The following is a 17,037-nucleotide window of genomic DNA, read 5'->3' on the forward strand; positions in this document are numbered from 1 at the left end:
ATGCAAACAAACACTTTCTCTCAGCCACTGGCTCCCGTGACGCTGGAAGGATGGGGAGTGCGTCTGGAGCCTTTGCAACTGGCGCATGTGGAGTTGCTGGAAGCGGCTGCAGCCGATGGCGAGCTTTGGAATGTACGCGTGACCAGCGTACCCGCTCCGGGCCAGGCCCAGGACTATCTACAAAAGGCGCTGGACGGTCTGGATCAAGGCCATATGCTGCCCTTTCTGGTGCGTGACCTGACAACAGGTCGGGCTGTCGGCACCACGCGCTATCACGACATTATTGCGCCAGTGGCCCGGCTGGAAATCGGCTACACCTGGTACGCCCGCAGCGCCCAGCGCAGCCACGTCAATACCGCGGCCAAACTGCTCCTGCTGCAACATGCGTTCGAGACCTTGGGAGCCGGAGTCGTAGGCTGGCGCACTGACCATCTGAACTTCAAATCCCAACAAGCGATCACCCGCCTGGGAGCACGTTTTGATGGCCGGATTCGCCACCACGCCATCCGCCGGGACGGCACCATACGCGACACCATGTTCTACAGCTTGATGGCAGGCGAGTGGCCCGATACCCGCGCCCACTTGCTGGACAAACTAAGGCAGCACAGCCATGTTGCTTGATTTCTTCTACCACCTGCGCGAACGCGGCCTGCCGGTTTCCATTCAGGAACACCTGACGCTGCTGGACGCCCTGTGCAAAGGCATCATGCCGCCCACGCTGGACGACTTCTATCATCTGTCCAGACTGGTACTGATCAAGGACGAAACGCTTTACGACCGCTTTGATCTGGCCTTTGGCGAGTTCTATCAGCCACAACTTGAAGCCCTGGCCAAGGATAAAACCTTGCCTGAGGACTGGCTGCGCAAAACTCTGACGCGTAACCTGACCCCGGAACAAAAAGCCGCGCTGGAAAAGCATGGTCTGAACAAGCTGCTGGAGATGTTCAAAGAGCGTCTGAAAGAACAGCAGGGACGTCATGCTGGCGGCAGCAAATGGATTGGCACGGGCGGCTCTTCACCTTTTGGGCACGGTGGCTATCACCCCGAAGGTATCCGTATCGGCGGCCCTTCTGCTAGAAATCGCACCGCCATCAAAGTCTGGGAAAAGCGCGAGTTCGTGGACTACGACGACCAGCAAGAACTGGGCACACGCAACTTCAAGATGGCTTTGCGACGCCTGCGCCGCTTTGCCCGCCAAGGCGCCCCCACCGAGCTGGATCTGGACAGCACCATACGCGAGACAGCTCGCAACGCGGGCATGCTGGATCTGCAAATGCAGGCCGAGCGACAAAACCGCGTGAATGTGCTGATGCTGCTGGATATAGGCGGCAGCATGGATGACCACATTGCCCAGGTGGAAGCCCTGTTCTCGGCCGCGCGGTCCGAATTCAAACACCTGGAGGCTTACTACTTCCATAACTGCGTGTATGAATCGGTATGGCGGAACAATTCACGCCGCCAAAGCGAAAGACTGGAAACCTGGGATTTGCTGCGCAAGTACAACGAGGACTGGCGCATCATTATCGTGGGTGACGCCACCATGAGCCCTTACGAGATCATGGCTCCAGGTGGCTCTGTTGAGCACTACAACAAGGAAACCGGCGCAGCCTGGCTGCAAAGGCTGAACGACCACTGGCCCCGTATTGCCTGGCTCAACCCCGAGCCACAGGCTTACTGGCCCTACCGCCAATCCATCGCCATCATTCAGAACCTGATGTCCGACCATATGTACCCCGTTACCAGCGCAGGGCTGGAAGAGGCGATGCGGTACTTGTCGCGGTAGAACAACGCCAAGCCAACGTCAGCACACCTCAGCCATAAAAAAACCCGCATGCTCCTCAGACCATGCGGGTTTTGATTGATTGCCTGATGGCGATCAGCGTCCTTTCTGCCTCTGCAACATACCGGCACGTTGCTGCTCCAGATCCTTGATCTGACGCTGCAACTCTCGCAACTGCTCGCGGGCTTCGCGTTCCTGCTCTGCCAGTGCATAGGCTTCGCGGCGGGACTCTTCACGCTGGGCGATAGCCAAGGCCTCTTGCTGACGTTGCAAAGCCAGATCATTTTGCAAAACGGTCAACTGATCGGCGCTTTCATTCAATTGCTTTTCGGCTTTCGCCACTTCCGCCTGCAGCTTGATGCGCTCCAGATCAGCAGCGGCGTAGTCCACGGTGTCCTGACGGTACTGGGTGTACATGCGCTCGGCCAGGGACTCATCGGTAGTCTTGAAGACGCGCCAGAATTCGCGCTGCTGGAACAAGGCGACGTAGTAAGTCATGCTATCGGCCGCGAACAGCAAGCTGGCACCAAAACGGCCGTTATAAGCAGTCCGCAGTTCCTGGACGGCACGGGCCTGAATCAACTGCTGCAACTGGGCTACAGTCGTGTTCTGGTAGGCCGGGGCGGCTGCGGGCGCAGGGGCAGCAGCCGGAGCGGCAACAGGGGCCACTTCTTCGACATCTTGCTCCTGGGTTTGCGCCACGACGGGTCGCTCTGGTTCCTGGTTCAAGGACACCGAGCTGCACGCTGACAATAAAAGAAGTCCTCCCAAGGACAGCAACACCGCCGTCTTCTGACTAAGGTTCACCATACCCATCCCTTGATAATCAATTTTTTGTGATTAGCTTGATACACAGAATCAGCCCGTATTCTAAACGCGGCTTGTCGCATCTTGTGCCTTTATGTTGAATTTGCGCATCTTTTCCCACAAGACTTTACGAGATATCCCTAATACAGCCGCCGTATCCTGCCGTCGCCAGTTCTGGGTATCCAGTACGGTAATGATGCGGGCACGTTCCTCTTGCTCCTGTGCATTCAGGCTGATCACCGGCTCGGGCCGCTCCAGGATAGGCGCCCCTTCAGGCAAGGCCATGACAGGAGCCATGACAGGGGCGTTGAAACGCTCCAGCACTTGTCGCAACTGCACCGATTCCCAGGCACCAAATTGCTTGCTCATGACGGCGACGCGTTCAACCAGATTGGCCAGTTCACGCACATTACCGTTAAAGCGCATGCTGCCTACGGCATCCAGCACCCATTGCGGAATATCTTCAACGTCGCACTCCAGCGCCTGTTCCAGCAAGGCGCAGAAAATAGCGATCTTTTCCTGGGAGCCGCGCTGCTCCAGATTGGGAATCAGCAGCTCCACCACGGCCAAACGGTAATACAGGTCTGCCCGGAACAGGCCTTGCTGCACCAGACCCAAGAGGTTCTTATTGGTGGCCGCCACCATACGAAAATCAACCGGAATTTGCTGTGTGGACCCCAGGCGCGTCACTGCACGTTGCTCCAGCACGCGCAACAGTTTCACCTGTTGATGCAAAGGCAAGTCCCCGATTTCATCCAGAAATAACGTACCTTGATCCGCCTGCTCAAAATAGCCTTTATGGGCACCAATCGCGCCGGTAAAAGCACCTTTGGCGTGACCAAAGAAATGCGCCTCGAACAGGCCTTCAGGAACCGCTCCGCAGTTCACGGGAACAAAAGGGCCCTGGGCACGGGCAGAGCGCTCATGCAGCAATTGGGCGATACGCTCTTTGCCCACCCCGGTTTCACCATGAATCAGGACGCTGGCACCGCTGTCAGCGTACATATCGGCCTCTGCTATCAAAGCACGCATCACAGGTGATACAGCCACTAAGGGTTGCGGTCCGCCCTGCCCTTCACGCTCGACCTGAGCCGTCAATCCGGCCAGCTTGGCAACCAGCGTACGCAGCTCGGCCTGACTGAAGGACAAGGGCAAGGTATAGGAATAGGCTGAAGGGTAAAAACGCGGGTCATAGCCTCTGTCTTCCGAGGCCACCCAAATCACCGGAATAGCATGTTCCACCAGCCACTGATGCTGCTCAAAGCGCCCTTGCGCCATCACGCTGACGGACACCAGTGCGACAGCATGGCGCGTGGGATGACGCTCCGCATCCAGGACCAATGCAGGCTCTACACGCATGACCGCTACCGAACTGGGTTCCAAGGCGCGCTCGGCGCGCACCACGAGATCGGAGCTACCCTCCCAGACGTATAAAACAGGTTCATTACCCATAAAGCTGACGCTCATTGCTGTGTTCGCCTCCCGCCCTATTGCACCAGATAGGCAGTGCCGCACTGCACATCATGAAGTTTCACATCGGCCTCGACCAGGCTCAGACCCAGCAGCTTCAACAGTTCTTCCAGCAGGCCGCTCAAGCCTTGCAAGACCGGGTCCAGCAAAGCGATGACCAGACTGAGCACCGCCCCCACCAGATTGGAGTCTTTGAACACCAGGACTTCGACGGCTCCTGTCCGGCAATCGCGCATGGCTTTCTGCCCGCCAATGCCGCCAATCACGCAGGCCAGATCGCTTAAGGGAGCGCCCAGCAAAGTGGTCAGCAAGTTATCAACCAGGCCCAAGGTCCCGCCCAATACGCCAATCAAACCGTTCTGGCTCATGGTACGGGACAGTTGCTCCATACGTTCCTTGGACCAGTTCATCTCGTTCACCACGGCAGAGATTGAGCGACCCGCCCCATCACCGACCAGACTTTCTGCCATCTGACGCTTGCCCGATGCACCACTCCAGGGCGTGTTCAGCAGGTCGCCCAGAATGCCGGACAGAACCGCATCGGAGAGCAGGCTGACACTACGGGTCAAGTCCAATTGGGTCGCGTTGACAGTCTTTTCCGACGGCTGGCCCGGAGGGGCCGTCAAAGTGACATGGACCGGGTTTTTAGTATCAATCAAAGGCAAAGTGACTTTGGCCGTCAATGGCAAAATACCCAGCACATTAATCACCCGATGGCGCTGAATCTGACCAAAGGAGGTGTCCTTGCAGCTATTGCTGGTCGAGAAGAAATCCGAATGCGGAAATTTGCCTAAGCACACATTCACCAACGAAGAACTGACGGCAATCGTGGCCTGATTATCGGCAATCGGCGGACGGCACACATTGACCAGCTCACCCGTTGCCTGGGACAGCTCAATAATGATGGGCAGGCTGACTTCCGTACCCAGCACTTTAAGAATGGGGCCTGCCAAGGGAATCTTGGAGGTATCCAGATTCAAATACACGCGCACACCGGCCGAGTTCGCTTTCGTTCCAATCCCGCCCATAGCGATACTGGGCGGTTCCACCACACGTACCCGCAGGTCCAGGGCGTTATTGAACATACCCGTCAAACCGGAAGGCAGCGCAGTCAGATTCAGATCAATCAGATTCTTGCCATTGGCCACCACCAAACCGGTGTTAACCAGTTGCAGCACATCCAGATTCACGTTCAGGGCGGACAAGGGATCCACACCATTGATGAGGGCCAAAATACCGCCCTCCCCCAACAGTTTCACGGGCAAATCCAGCGGCCCCACACCCAGCAGCAACTTGATGTATTCCTGCAAGGCCCCTACATCCAGGCCCAGCGTTTTTTGTTGATTCAATAAATCCAGACTGGCGCTTAACAAATCGGCCAGGGTCAGTTGCTCCAGACGCGTCAACTCCTCTGGCGTCCCCACCCCGGCAATCACCGTGGCCGGAAGCCCCAATGCTTTCAGCAAACCGGCAGGCGTGATCTTGGCATTCACCAAACCGGCTGAGTCCAGCACCGTCAATTGGTCCGGGCGCAGGCCTACTCCGCGCAGCAGGTTATAGACCAGACCATTGCGTTTCAAGGACAGCAAGCGACTGCCCACAGAGAAGGTCGCCACAGGCTCGCTACTCTTGGCGGTAGCAACCGCCTCAATCACCGAGGACGTAAAAAAGGGAAATAAAGAAGGCGGCTGATAGCTCAAATGCACACGCACTGCGTCCGCAGGCAGAACCTGCGCAAAGCGCTGGCTGGCATCCGCCTGAGCACTATTCCACTTGCCGCATAGTACCTTGGCTCCATCCCCCGTCAGGCCTGCAGCCGGGGAATTGGGCTGGCTGCGCAAACTGAACCGGGCCATATTCTGCCCTTGCTGACAACCCAGCGCATCCCCTGAACCCAAGGATTGGGCACCGGCCAGGGCAGCCAGATCAGCCGCGTTCTGCAGATCCCGCTTCACATAGAAGTTATGCCCCAAGTGCGCCGCACCCAGCAGCACCAGCCCCACCAGCAAAGCCGCTGCCGCAGGCACAATAATGGAACCTTGCTGCTTGTGCATCGGCTGATTATGGGTTCGAGTTCTTCCCCATTTCATGTCGCTCTCCTAACCCGCTCTACCCCAGTGGGCTTTAATCACTACCGTTTGTTTTGATGCGTTCTTTCATGTACTCGGGGATGGGGTGCTTGAAACTTTCCAAGTAGCGATCCCAGGCCAGATTGGCTGCCGCGCCGTGTACGGGCAACACCTTGCCTTCTCGATCCGGGTCGGCCTGCATGCTGAGCAAGCTGCGGGTATCCGACCCCACCTCAAGGCGGGGGGGAATATGGCGGCGCTCGTTTTGCACATGCACAGGCAGACCTTCGACTTCGGGCCAGGGGTGCACTTCTTCATCGCTCAAGCGGTATTTCTCGTAAGGCTGGCGTTCGGCAGGCGTTGTTGCAGCAGCCGCAGCAGGGGCAGCCGGTGTATGCGCACCTTGATTACTGGCTGCCGCCGGGCTGGTGCTGACCGGATAGGTGCTGGTCCCAGAGACCATCGCTCCGGTCAGGGGAGGCTGTGTCTGCGCCCAGGCACCGCTGGCCATCAATAGAGTGCAGCAGGCCAAAATGCGGGATCGGTTCATTGCGATATCCTTGAAAAAACAGCAATCAATTCATTGACGAGGGCACAGGGCCCAGGCTCTCCAGCAAGGGCCGGTTCAGCCCTGCTTGTGTAGCGGAAACCACGGCACGACCACCATCAGGGTTCACCACCGGGTTCCGAGAGTGAACAGAGCGGCTGGCTCCCACCTGAGTCACCGTATTCACGGTTGCAGGACTTAAGGCCACTACCTGGGCTCTGGCCTGCTCATCCTGAGCAGCGGCCGCCAACCGCAGATCCTGCTGTTTTTGCTGTTGCTGACGTGCATGCAGTTGCTCCAGCTCGTGGCCGATTTGCTCGGCCATCTGCGCTACCGCCTGCTGGGTAGCCGAGTCCATTCCGGCTTGCTGCATCACAAAGCTGGCTCGTTGCGGCTCCTGACTGACCAATAAATACAGAGCCATATTGCTCAAAATCTTGGGGTTATCCGGGGCCAGTTCAGCAGCCTTGCCCAGAGCCAGCCGCGCCTCCTGAGGGCGACCGGAACGCAAATAGGCATAGGCCAGATCACTTTGCACAATGGCATTGGTCGGGTCTTGCTGTGCCGCTTGCTTCAAATAATGAGCCGCCTGCTCAAAGTGCTGTTGAGAACCCGCGATCAAGCCCAAACCTTGATACGCCCGACCAGCAACCGGCGTATTGACCAAGGATTGAAAGGTGTGGGCCGCCTGCTCCAATTGGCCGGTCTGACGCTGGGCCTCGGCCCGCAGCACCATGACTTCAGGGTCTGCACCGTATTCTTTTTCCATGGCCTCTGCGTAAGCCAGCGAGGCAAAATACCGCCCCTGCTTTTGAGTTTCTTCCAGCATGCGCACAGCCATCTGCCTGTCGCTGGGTTTGCGTTTTTCCCAGTGCTCAATCTCTTTGCTTTGCAAGAAGGCTTCTTGTTCCTGTTGCTGACGCACCAGCTCGTAAGCCGAGTCAGTGGTGGAGCAGGCCACCAGAAAAGCACTGCTCAAACCCAATGCAGCCCAGCGCATCACGGGACGAATCCATGTCGACGTTTTCATCAAAGTCATCCTCCGGCTACTTGGCTCATGCCACGGAACAAGGCCAGAAAACCTGACCCTGCAGTAATAATTAATAGGGCGGGCAATAGGGTCAGCACCATCACACCGGTCATTTTTACGGTCAATTTGCCAACTTTGGCTTTCAGTTCCAGGCGACGCTGTTCGCGCAAGCGCACACCAAAGCGATGCAGCGGCTCTTGCATCGCCCCACCATGCTGGTCCACCTGCACAATCAGACGGCAAATTACGGCCAGGTCCTCGTTGGTAAAGCCACTGGCCAGCCGCTCCAGGGACTGCTCCCGAGTTCGGCCCCGCGCATACTGCTCGACGGCAATGGTCAGTTCCGAGCCCATAACCGGAATCACGTCATGGAACTCACGCTCAATGGTGTGCAGGGTCTGGTCCATAGACAGGCCTACCCCTTGCAGCAAACGCAGCAAATCGACAAACAGGGGCAGTTCCGCCGCAATGCGCAGACGACGTTGCGAAACCCGACGTGCCAGCCACCACTTGGGCAGCATCCAGCCCAGGGCAAAGCCAATGAACACGGAGACAAAGGGCACATACTCATTCAGCCTGCGAGTCATGGGCAACAAGCTGAACAGGACAATCAGGAGGATGCTCAATCCCACCCGGCTCAGTACAAAATACTGACGTGCCACATCAATGTGCTTGAAGCCTGCATTCATGATCAGCAGGCGATCTTCTTCACTCAACAGGCTGGAGCCAAAGCGCCCTTTCAGCCAGCGCTCTCCCAGGCTACCGGCCTGCATCTTGATCTGTTCCACCGTCTGACGAGACTGGCTGGGAGCCTGCGAACTATGGGGCGCCCCTTTCAGGCGCTCGTCCACAACCTGGCTCAAACGCATGGCTTGCTGACGCTGCTGCCAATGGTGGTTAAACCACAGTGCGAACAGAATCAGCCCCGCCAGTGCGCAAGCCACAGCTCCCCAGATCAGAACGGTTTGTGCTTCCAAGGCCATCATGTCTTGCTCCTAGACATTGCGTGCCATCCAATACAGCCAATAACAACCCACACACTGCAAGACCGCTGCGAACAGCAGCATGCGAAACCCCACCGGGTCATTCCACATGGTCAGGAACAGCTCGTTATTGAAAATCAGAATGTAGACGCCGATCAGAATCGGCAATAAAGCCAGAATCCATGCGGACAAGCGCACCTCGGCCGACAAGGCCACCAGCTCGCTGCGGGCGTTTTCCCGATCACGCATGAAGCCCGCCATACGTTCCATCGTCTGGTCACTGCGTCCACCAAAACGCATTGCCACGCTAATCACTGCTGCTACCAGAAACAGCTCGTGCAAACCGTGCTGGCGCGATACGGCTCGCAGAGCCACATCCAGATCCTGGCCCGAACGATGCAGGGAATTAGCGTCTTGCAACACCTGCCCCAAAGGCTGAGGGGTGTTGTCAGCGGCATTCAAAAAAGCCGCACCCATACTGTTGCCAATGGTGATCAGACGCACCATCAGATCCAGAAAATCAGGAATCTGCGAGACGATTTTGCGATGACGCTTATCGCTGCGGAACCACAAAAAGGTATAGGCACCGAGCACCGTGGCAATCAACATGGCCACACCTGCCACAGGGCCGACCAAGGCCAGCAAGACCGCAGGCGGCACTAGCGTGCCCAGCAAAAGAATCAGATAGAAACGGCGCGAAGGCTGAATCCCCGTGCGCAACATGAACTCCCGCCACCCCTTGGGCGCACTTAACCAGGCGTCCTGAGTTTCAGGCTGTATCCGCACGCTGCTCTGTACCGCCGGACGCAAGGCCAGTTGCTGCTCCAGCACCTGGGCCGAACGCTGGGCCTGCTGACGCTGGGCGCCTTTAGCCCAGAGCAGCAAAGCACCCAGTGTCAGAATGACAGCCGCCAAAGCGATATACAAAGCCATCATTTAGCGTCTCCAATCCCAGAAACCGCCGCCCTCCTTGGACGTGTTTTCCTGGGCCTGAACCTGCTCGTTCGCCAGTTGATCGCGGTACTGTATCAGCTTGCGGGTATGCGGATGTATGCCCAGGCTGACCCAGCGATCCTGTTCGTTACCATCATCCAGCACATAGGACTCGTGGCGATACAGCTCTTGCATGGCAATAACGCCATCGCCCATACCGGTAATCTCGGTAATGGACAGCACCCGACGCTTGCCGTTGGGCAAACGACCAATTTGAATAATGAAATCCAGCGCGCTGGCAATCTGCCGACGCAAGCTGTCTTCACTTCCCTGAAACCCGGCGAAACCCGCCAGCATTTCCACGCGATACACACATTCACGCGGCGAGTTGGCGTGAATCGTTGCCATAGAACCTTCGTGGCCCGTATTCATGGCTTGCAGCATGTCGATGACCTCGGCCCCTCGAACCTCTCCCACTACCACCCGGTCCGGACGCATACGCAAGCTGTTGCGCAAGAGTTCGCGAATTGAAATCTCGCCACTGCCGTCATAACCAGCCTGACGCGCTTCCAGTCGCACCACGTGTGGGTGATTCAAGGCCAATTCGGCGGTGTCTTCTACCGTGACGACCCGTTCAGTTTTAGGGATATAAAAGGCCAAGGCATTGAGCAAGGAGGTCTTGCCCGAGCTGGTTCCGCCTGAGATCAGGATATTGCAGCGTGACGCTACGGCAGCTTGCAGCAAACGGTCTACCGGCTCATCAAACGCGCCCAGACGCATCAAGTCTTCCGGTTTCAGCGGGTCTTTACGGAACTTCCGAATGGACACCATCGGGCCATCTACCGCCAAGGGATGAATGACCACGTTCAGGCGGCCACCATCGGGCAGGCGGGCATCAACCATAGGCACGGACTCGTCCAGCCTGCGTCCCAGCGGGGCCAGAATGCGGCGTACGATACGCAGCACGTGCTGGTCATCAGTAAACCCACTGGGCTCTTGGCCTAACACGCCCCCCCGCGACACAAACAACTTGTCGTAACCGTTGATCAGAATATCTTCCACGGCCGGATCTTCCAGCAGGTCCTCCAACGGCCCCAGACCCGCCAGCTCACGGGTCAAGGCCTGCACGATTTCCCGAACTTCCTGTTCGTTAACCGGCACTCGTTTCAAACGAACGAAGCTGGCCAGTTCGATACCGACAAAATCCTGAATGGCCTGCCGAGTCCAGCGGCCAAACTCGGCCCCCAGCTCTTCGATACGAGCCAGCAAATGTTCATGAGCCTGTTCCCGGACCTGAATCAGGTCGGGACGCCCACCGAGCAATGAAGTATTGTTCATGCCTTACTTTTCCATGCTTGGGCCTGATCAGCCCCCGAACCTGAATTTCAACCGTCCCAAAACCGTACTGACCTTGTTTTGCGACAGCCCCTGCCTGCGCCCCGTCAGACCCGTTGCCAGACTTTGCAGGGCACGGGTGTACGGGTCCTTCTCATCGACTTGCACCAAAATCTTGCCCAAGCTGGCACTACGCATATGGCCCAATCGTCGATCTGGCAAGACCGCGGCCAGCTCCAGGCCAAAACGCTCAGCAATGGCCTGCCCGGAAAAACCGTAAGCAGGATCAAACTGATTGACCACCAAACGCACATTGGCCAGCGCATCAAACTGGGCTCGCAAGGCCAGAAATTCGGCCAGAGAGACCAGAGCTCCCATGCTTTGATCGGTCACCACCAGCACCTCATCCACCAGCGATTCCAGTTCCACCAGGAAACGGGGATTCGGAAAACCACCCGCATCAATCACCAGGCAACCCATGCGTTCACGCAGATAACTGCACAGGCCCAAGGAGTCTTCCAGACTGATTTGATTGAGCGTGTTCACATCGGCGGGCAAGGACAACAGGTTGAGCCCGCTGCTGTGCTGCGCCAGCGCTGAATGCAACATGGTGTCGTCCATCCGATGCCGCTGCGACGCCGCCTGAATAAAATCAAAGTCCGACCCCAGGCCCATGTACAAGGCGCAGTCCCCGGTCGGGGCCCCCAGATCCAGCAAGCCCACTCGCTCGGGCAAAGGCACCAGCTCCACAGGCAAAGGCTTGGCCGTGGACAAACCCCGTACCTCTTTACCCATGCGATTCATCTCTTGCTGCAACAGCCAGGACAGGCTGCTGGCCACCGTGCTGCACCCCACCCCGATACGCGCCCCCATCAACAAGACACTGCGAAACGGCTTGTCCAGCAAAGGGCTGTGCTGGGTTTGGCCCAGCTTCTCGATCAGGATCTGCAACTGATGGTGCACATCCTCATTCGTATCCAGATTCAAAAACTCGTTGGCACCGGCCCGCAAGGCATTCACCGTCCCTTGCGGCACCGAGGCGCGCCCTACCGCCACACGCTGCACACTGGCATCCAGCCGGGCCAGACTGCGCACCAGGGTCACCACCTTCCCGTTTTCTTCACTGTGTTGCCCATGGGCAAAGTCAAAAAACACCAAAGGTTCAGCCTGCTTGGCCAGCTCCCGGCGCAAACTCTCGGTCGTGGGCTCAATGGCCCGCACCGTCAGCAGCCCGGCGGCTGCCGTGTTGATCATCACAGCCAGCTCGGGGTGCTCTGTACACAAGAGATATTCCCGGTATCGTTGCACGTCACCACTCCACGCGCTTAGCGCGAAAACCCTGGCATCTGCTCGTAACCGTGACGACCCAGCAAGAAGTAGCCCCAGGCATTGGGCGCGTCATCCAGCTTTTCCTGACGACCACCGGGCAAGGCTATCGTGGCGCCTTTCTGAATCGGTTTGATCAGACGGGGCGTCACCACAATGACCAGCTCCAGCTCTTTTTGGCTGTACTGCACGTTGCGAAAGAAACTGCCCAAAATGGGCAAGTCGCCCAGGAAAGGGATCTTCTTGACGGCGGCCGCGGTTTGACGCGACACCAGCCCGCTGATGATGTAGCTCTCGCCATCACCCAGCTCGATGGTCGTGTCGGCACGGCGGGTACGCAAAGAAGGCATCACGCCACCACCGGGCATTTCCACCACCCGCGAATAGTCCAGATCACTGGCTTCTGGGGCTACTTTCAACGCGATACGCTCGGGCGACAAAACAGTAGGTGTGACGGTCAAGCCGATACCAAAAGGTTTGTATTCCACGGTCGTCGTACCCAAGCCACCGGAACTGGGGATAGGAATCTCACCACCAGACAGGAAGCTGGCGCTATGGCCGGACATGGCCACCAGGGTCGGCTCCGCCAGCACACGGGCCAGGCCGTTTTGCTCCAGCAGATTCAAGGCCGCACTGAAATTGCGCGAGTTATACGCCAGACTCAAACCGCCACTCAAGGCCGTAGGCAAAAAGTTCACGCCGCCCGACCAGGGTTTGCCACCAATGGCATTGGCGCTCAAACCAATGTCTTTCATCACTTCGCGGGACACTTCCACCACTTTGACTTCCACCTGCACCATGCCACTGGCGCTGACCTCGGACAGGTCCAGCACAGCGGCATCCGGGCCTGCACCGGAGCGTGCAGCCGCCATAGCATTTTGATGATCCAGTAAAGAGGGGCTGCTACCCGTAATCAAAGCCTGCTGCCCGGCACTGGACACCTGGGCCGACATAGGGTTACCTGATTGCGCCAGTTGCTGTTGCACCTGGCTGGTCACCTCAATCGTCCAACGATCCGGATTCGTACGACCGGGCATCCAGACACGCAAATCCGCCATACCGGCGCGCTTGCCGATCAGGAGTACTTCGCCCCGCTGCCCGGCGGAAGAGCTCAGGATCTGCACATCCGCCACGCTTTCATCACTAATCGCCACACGCTGAGGGACTTGCGGCAAACGCAAGATATCCTGGTCGTTGGCTACCAGCCGAATCACCTTTTGGCTGGCGCTAGTCTGGGCCGTTTGTGCCATAACGGGCATCGGTGCCAAACCTGACAAGCAGAGCGCATACCAGCACCCCAAACCCAGACCTGCTTTTTTGATTTTCTGTCTCATGTGTTTAATCCATGCTGCCTTGCGTCGCTTCCCGTCAACCACCACTAGCAGGCTGACCCGTCCCCTCAACAAGCTCTTCATTGCTTAATACTGAATGACTTCCAAGCGGCCCCCGCGAATCACCTCGGTGCGGCGCGGTGGCGCAGCATGCGGTTCTCCACTGAACAAGGCGCGTGCTTGCACTTGTTCTTTCTCGGTCTGGCTGATTGAAAACTCGCGCAGCCCCAAACCGGCCATGGCGCGGTTATCCGGCAGTTTCAAGGCGTCACGCTGATCCGCATCCAAACTGGCGCGTGCGGGGATAAGACCGGCAAACTCGGGGAATAAAGAAGGATCGGGCAGGCTCTCGTCCTTAGGGGCACGCAAGACCAATTGCAAGCTGCCGCTGCGGCTGGCCAGCAAGAGTTCATTCACGGATTCCAGCGGGACCGCCAACATGGCATGACGAGCCTGGGTATCCGCGCGATTGGCGGTATTGGCTTCTGCCGGATCAGGCCCGGACAGCGAAGCACCGCCATAAGCCAACACGCGCACACGCGGCATCAACAGACGGGCCTGGGTGTCTTTGACTTCGTTGCCACTATTGAAGGTTATGAAGATATCGACCAGATCACCCGGCTCTACCCGATGGCTGGCGCCAGAGATCACGTCAATGGGGATACTGACGGCGCGCTCACCCTCTTCCAGATAACTGGCCAGGCTTTTAGCGATAAAACTGCTCAATACGGGCTGGCCCTGCTCCAGGTCAAAACGCAGGGTTTTGCCTGTCAACGCCTCCAGAGTGTTGAACGACTGGGCCGGAGCAGCAGGCCATTGGGCCAACTGCAAGGCGTCTGCTTGCAAGGTTTCCCCTGCTTTCACATCACGCTTGACGACCACCACCGCCTGCAAAGCGGCTGCCGGTTCCGAATTCTGTGTACTGGCCACAGGCTGAACCACTTCCGGTTTCGGTTTCATGCCCAGGTACAGGGCAAAGGCAACCAGTACGGCTGCTATCAGCAATAAAAGGACTGCCGCCCCCTTCATAATGCCGCTCATTGAGCTTGTCTCCGTAGTACGAGTAATGTCTTGGCGCTGAGTGAGCGCAGTTGATCCGCTTCGTCTTCTTCAGAACGAAGCAAATCCAGGGTTTGAGAAAGAATTCCGGGCTCCATGTCCAGCTTCAGCGACAACTGGGCACAGTCATACTGAGGCTCTGACACGCAGGCCTGGGACTGGACATCCGCACTGAGATCCCCAAACCAGTGCAGGAACGAATCACTCTTGGCTTTGCCCTTGCCGTAGTTTTCCGCCAGCTCCTGATTGATAAAGGGCTCTATCTGGTCGACTGATTTGACATTCATGGTCACTTGACGGGACAGGTCACCGACCAGATGACTCATTTTTTGTTGGGCCAAAAACAGCGAGCTGAACGTGATGATGCCGCTGAAAACCAGCAATAAAATTCCGACCATCAGGGCGAACTCGATGGCAGCAACCCCTTCTTGGCGCTGGGAGGATGAAGTGAGTCCAGGCTTGTGCTTCATGGCGTCTCCCCCTTGCTTCCTACTTCCCCTGCAATCATCAGATTGATCTGCGCGTTGCCCTTTAACTGTTCAGGGACAACCAGAGAAAACAAGGTGTCGGGGGCAAAACGGGGAATCAGCGGAGCCTGCACGTAGTCGTACACAATGCCCACACGCACCTCGTCACTGATCAAATCCGCACTGACGCGCACATGCTCGCTGCCCACCCAATTGCTTAACCACTGAACTTGATCGGTAGCCACTTCCCTGGCCCGATCAGCACGAGCCTGCAAACGGTTCTGGCCCGCACCCGGACCACCTGAAGCAAAACCCGGCTCAATCAGGGCGGCACGCGCACCGGACTCGGCGGCGAAATTCAAGGACTGCTGAGCGGTCATAATCAGACCAAAGGTCAGCAAGCCGTAAATGAAGAGAAACAGCAATGGGAACACCAATGCAAACTCCAGCGCGTAGGCTCCGTATTGATACTTTTTATCTACGCTACGCCGCGTCGGTAATTGGCCCTCTCGTGGGGGCTTTATTGATTTTGCATCCATACCCACCCCATTGTTGCAAGGGCTAACCAAGCCCCTAAAGGCACACTGCGTGCTTTGACCCGGGTTCCCGGCAAAGCAAATCCGTACTTACGTTCCAAAGAAGGCAACAGCACCAGTACCAAGGCATGCAAACCCGCCAGTACCGTGGCAAACAAGACCACCATGCCTGCTTCTTTCCATCCCAGGGCCAGGCCCAGCACGGCCATCAACTTCACATCTGCTGCGCCCATCAAACGTAATAACCAGATTGGATAAAACACGATCAAAGCGACTGCAAAACCGATCAGGGAGTCCCACCAAGCCGCCACCCATCCCAAGGGCAAGCCATAGAACACGCTGACAGCTATCTTGTGCAGCAAGACCGTCAAACAATAAAAAACAAGTAATGAATTAGGGATTTTCCGAAATCTCAGATCGCGATAAACAATCTGAATGGAAAAGAAAAATAGAATGAAGATAAAAGAAGTGGTTATTAAATCAAACATAAGCATCAGCCATTCAAGCTAAAAGGCACAGCCATTCTTGAATTGGCTGATGCTCAAACAAAACTATTCTTACTAATTAGCCACCAGCACTTCCACCTGAACTACTGGTGCCTGCTGTCCCAGCCTTAACGGATGTAGAGACTTTCTCAAACATCGCGCGCAAATCAGTACCCAGCGCTGTCAAAGCGGCAATAATTGCCACAGCGATCAGCCCTGCGATCAGGCCGTACTCAATAGCGGTTGCACCGTCTTCGTCTTTCCAGAATTGCTGAAGTTGAGTCTTCATGACTGTCCCCATTTAAAAAGAAAAAATCACCCTCAAAGGCGAGGGTTAGAGGCCCCTCGGGGCACAACACTTTGCCAACTTTGGCAACTTCCACTGCTAACTGTTATCAATTTTTGTATTTTTTAGATGAAATCATCTTAAACCCAGGTATGTACATGTTTTTACTAGGGTTTACGTGTAACAGACATCAAATACACAAACGAATTCTAGCCCAAAGATACGAAAAACGCATGATTGTGTATTTACAACAGCTAAATTCCTATGGAAAAAGGCCCAAAAACAGCTAATTTGAAACCTTTACTTACCTAAGTTGTGACGAAGTTTGTTAATGTTACTGTTTTTATCATTTCAAATTGCAACACAATACCGATCACCTTCTCTATGAAAGAGACCAGACAGGCCGGTTTAATCCATTGAAAGAAAGTAACTTTTTTTCCATCTTCTGTTACGGGCAAGGGAAAACCCCAGCAGACTTGAGTACCCATCAATACAGCCATAAAGGACGGTTTGCCAACGGCCTAAATCAGGGCTAATTTTTTTAAGTTTCAAAATGTAATAGTTAAGGCTTTTTAAAGCTGCAACTAAAAACA

General features: G+C 56.4%; 17 protein-coding genes. 2 read left to right on the forward strand and 15 right to left on the reverse strand.

Going from position 1 to position 17,037, the window contains the following annotated elements:
• Both OSH09_RS16710 and OSH09_RS16715 read left to right on the forward strand, forming a co-directional pair.
• A complete protein-coding gene (locus OSH09_RS16710; protein WP_266121608.1) occupies window positions 1–621 on the forward strand; it encodes a GNAT family N-acetyltransferase in 621 nt (206 codons plus the stop codon).
• The gene (locus tag OSH09_RS16715) at window positions 611–1,783 is read left to right on the forward strand and encodes a vWA domain-containing protein (RefSeq protein WP_266121609.1); all 1,173 of its coding nucleotides are present in this window, start codon (window positions 611–613) and stop codon (window positions 1,781–1,783) included. The genes OSH09_RS16710 and OSH09_RS16715 overlap by 11 nt, the downstream gene beginning before the upstream one ends.
• 93 nt (window positions 1,784–1,876) lie before the next feature.
• Here the strand turns inward: OSH09_RS16715 and OSH09_RS16720 are convergent, their stop codons facing one another.
• From OSH09_RS16720 to OSH09_RS16790, 15 genes are all read right to left on the reverse strand, one after another.
• Window positions 1,877–2,590: a DUF2968 domain-containing protein gene (locus OSH09_RS16720; protein ID WP_207875452.1), complete on the reverse strand. Its 714-nt coding sequence runs from the start codon at window positions 2,588–2,590 to the stop codon at window positions 1,877–1,879.
• A 60-nt stretch (window positions 2,591–2,650) separates the two neighbouring features.
• Entirely contained in the window at window positions 2,651–4,054 is a 1,404-nt protein-coding gene (locus OSH09_RS16725) for a sigma 54-interacting transcriptional regulator (protein WP_207875453.1), read from the reverse strand.
• 20 nt (window positions 4,055–4,074) lie between these two features.
• On the reverse strand, window positions 4,075–6,147 hold the full coding sequence (locus tag OSH09_RS16730) for a pilus assembly protein TadG-related protein (protein ID WP_266121610.1): 2,073 nt from the start codon (window positions 6,145–6,147) through the stop codon (window positions 4,075–4,077).
• A gap of 34 nt (window positions 6,148–6,181) precedes the next feature.
• Window positions 6,182–6,676: a DUF3613 domain-containing protein gene (locus OSH09_RS16735; protein WP_266121611.1), complete on the reverse strand. Its 495-nt coding sequence runs from the start codon at window positions 6,674–6,676 to the stop codon at window positions 6,182–6,184.
• Between the two features lie 25 nt (window positions 6,677–6,701).
• Window positions 6,702–7,703 (reverse strand): tetratricopeptide repeat protein, encoded by a 1,002-nt coding sequence (locus tag OSH09_RS16740; protein WP_266121612.1) that lies wholly within the window; start codon window positions 7,701–7,703, stop codon window positions 6,702–6,704.
• 5 nt (window positions 7,704–7,708) lie between these two features.
• Window positions 7,709–8,689 (reverse strand): type II secretion system F family protein, encoded by a 981-nt coding sequence (locus OSH09_RS16745; RefSeq protein WP_266121613.1) that lies wholly within the window; start codon window positions 8,687–8,689, stop codon window positions 7,709–7,711.
• Window positions 8,690–8,698: 9 nt separating this feature from the next.
• Complete coding sequence (locus OSH09_RS16750) at window positions 8,699–9,622, reverse strand: type II secretion system F family protein (RefSeq protein WP_207875457.1); 924 nt, start codon at window positions 9,620–9,622, stop codon at window positions 8,699–8,701.
• Complete coding sequence (locus OSH09_RS16755) at window positions 9,623–10,957, reverse strand: CpaF family protein (protein WP_266121614.1); 1,335 nt, start codon at window positions 10,955–10,957, stop codon at window positions 9,623–9,625.
• A gap of 27 nt (window positions 10,958–10,984) precedes the next feature.
• Entirely contained in the window at window positions 10,985–12,262 is a 1,278-nt protein-coding gene (locus OSH09_RS16760) for an AAA family ATPase (protein WP_266121615.1), read from the reverse strand.
• A 17-nt stretch (window positions 12,263–12,279) separates the two neighbouring features.
• Window positions 12,280–13,614: a type II and III secretion system protein family protein gene (locus tag OSH09_RS16765; protein ID WP_266121616.1), complete on the reverse strand. Its 1,335-nt coding sequence runs from the start codon at window positions 13,612–13,614 to the stop codon at window positions 12,280–12,282.
• An 84-nt stretch (window positions 13,615–13,698) separates the two neighbouring features.
• On the reverse strand, window positions 13,699–14,652 hold the full coding sequence (gene cpaB, locus OSH09_RS16770) for a Flp pilus assembly protein CpaB (protein WP_266121617.1): 954 nt from the start codon (window positions 14,650–14,652) through the stop codon (window positions 13,699–13,701).
• The gene (locus OSH09_RS16775) at window positions 14,649–15,140 is read right to left on the reverse strand and encodes a TadE/TadG family type IV pilus assembly protein (protein WP_266121618.1); all 492 of its coding nucleotides are present in this window, start codon (window positions 15,138–15,140) and stop codon (window positions 14,649–14,651) included. Before OSH09_RS16775 ends, cpaB begins: the two co-directional genes overlap by 4 nt.
• Window positions 15,137–15,676, reverse strand: a complete 540-nt coding sequence (locus tag OSH09_RS16780; RefSeq protein ID WP_266121619.1) for a TadE family protein — start codon at window positions 15,674–15,676, stop codon at window positions 15,137–15,139. The genes OSH09_RS16775 and OSH09_RS16780 overlap by 4 nt, the downstream gene beginning before the upstream one ends.
• Window positions 15,658–16,167 (reverse strand): A24 family peptidase, encoded by a 510-nt coding sequence (locus OSH09_RS16785; RefSeq protein WP_266121620.1) that lies wholly within the window; start codon window positions 16,165–16,167, stop codon window positions 15,658–15,660. Before OSH09_RS16785 ends, OSH09_RS16780 begins: the two co-directional genes overlap by 19 nt.
• Before the next feature lie 70 nt (window positions 16,168–16,237).
• Window positions 16,238–16,447 (reverse strand): Flp family type IVb pilin, encoded by a 210-nt coding sequence (locus tag OSH09_RS16790; protein ID WP_266121621.1) that lies wholly within the window; start codon window positions 16,445–16,447, stop codon window positions 16,238–16,240.
• Window positions 16,448–17,037: the final 590 nt, after the last annotated feature.

This window comes from Alcaligenes parafaecalis (assembly GCF_026344135.1).
In the GTDB taxonomy this organism is placed as follows: Bacteria; Pseudomonadota; Gammaproteobacteria; order Burkholderiales; family Burkholderiaceae_B; genus Alcaligenes; species Alcaligenes parafaecalis.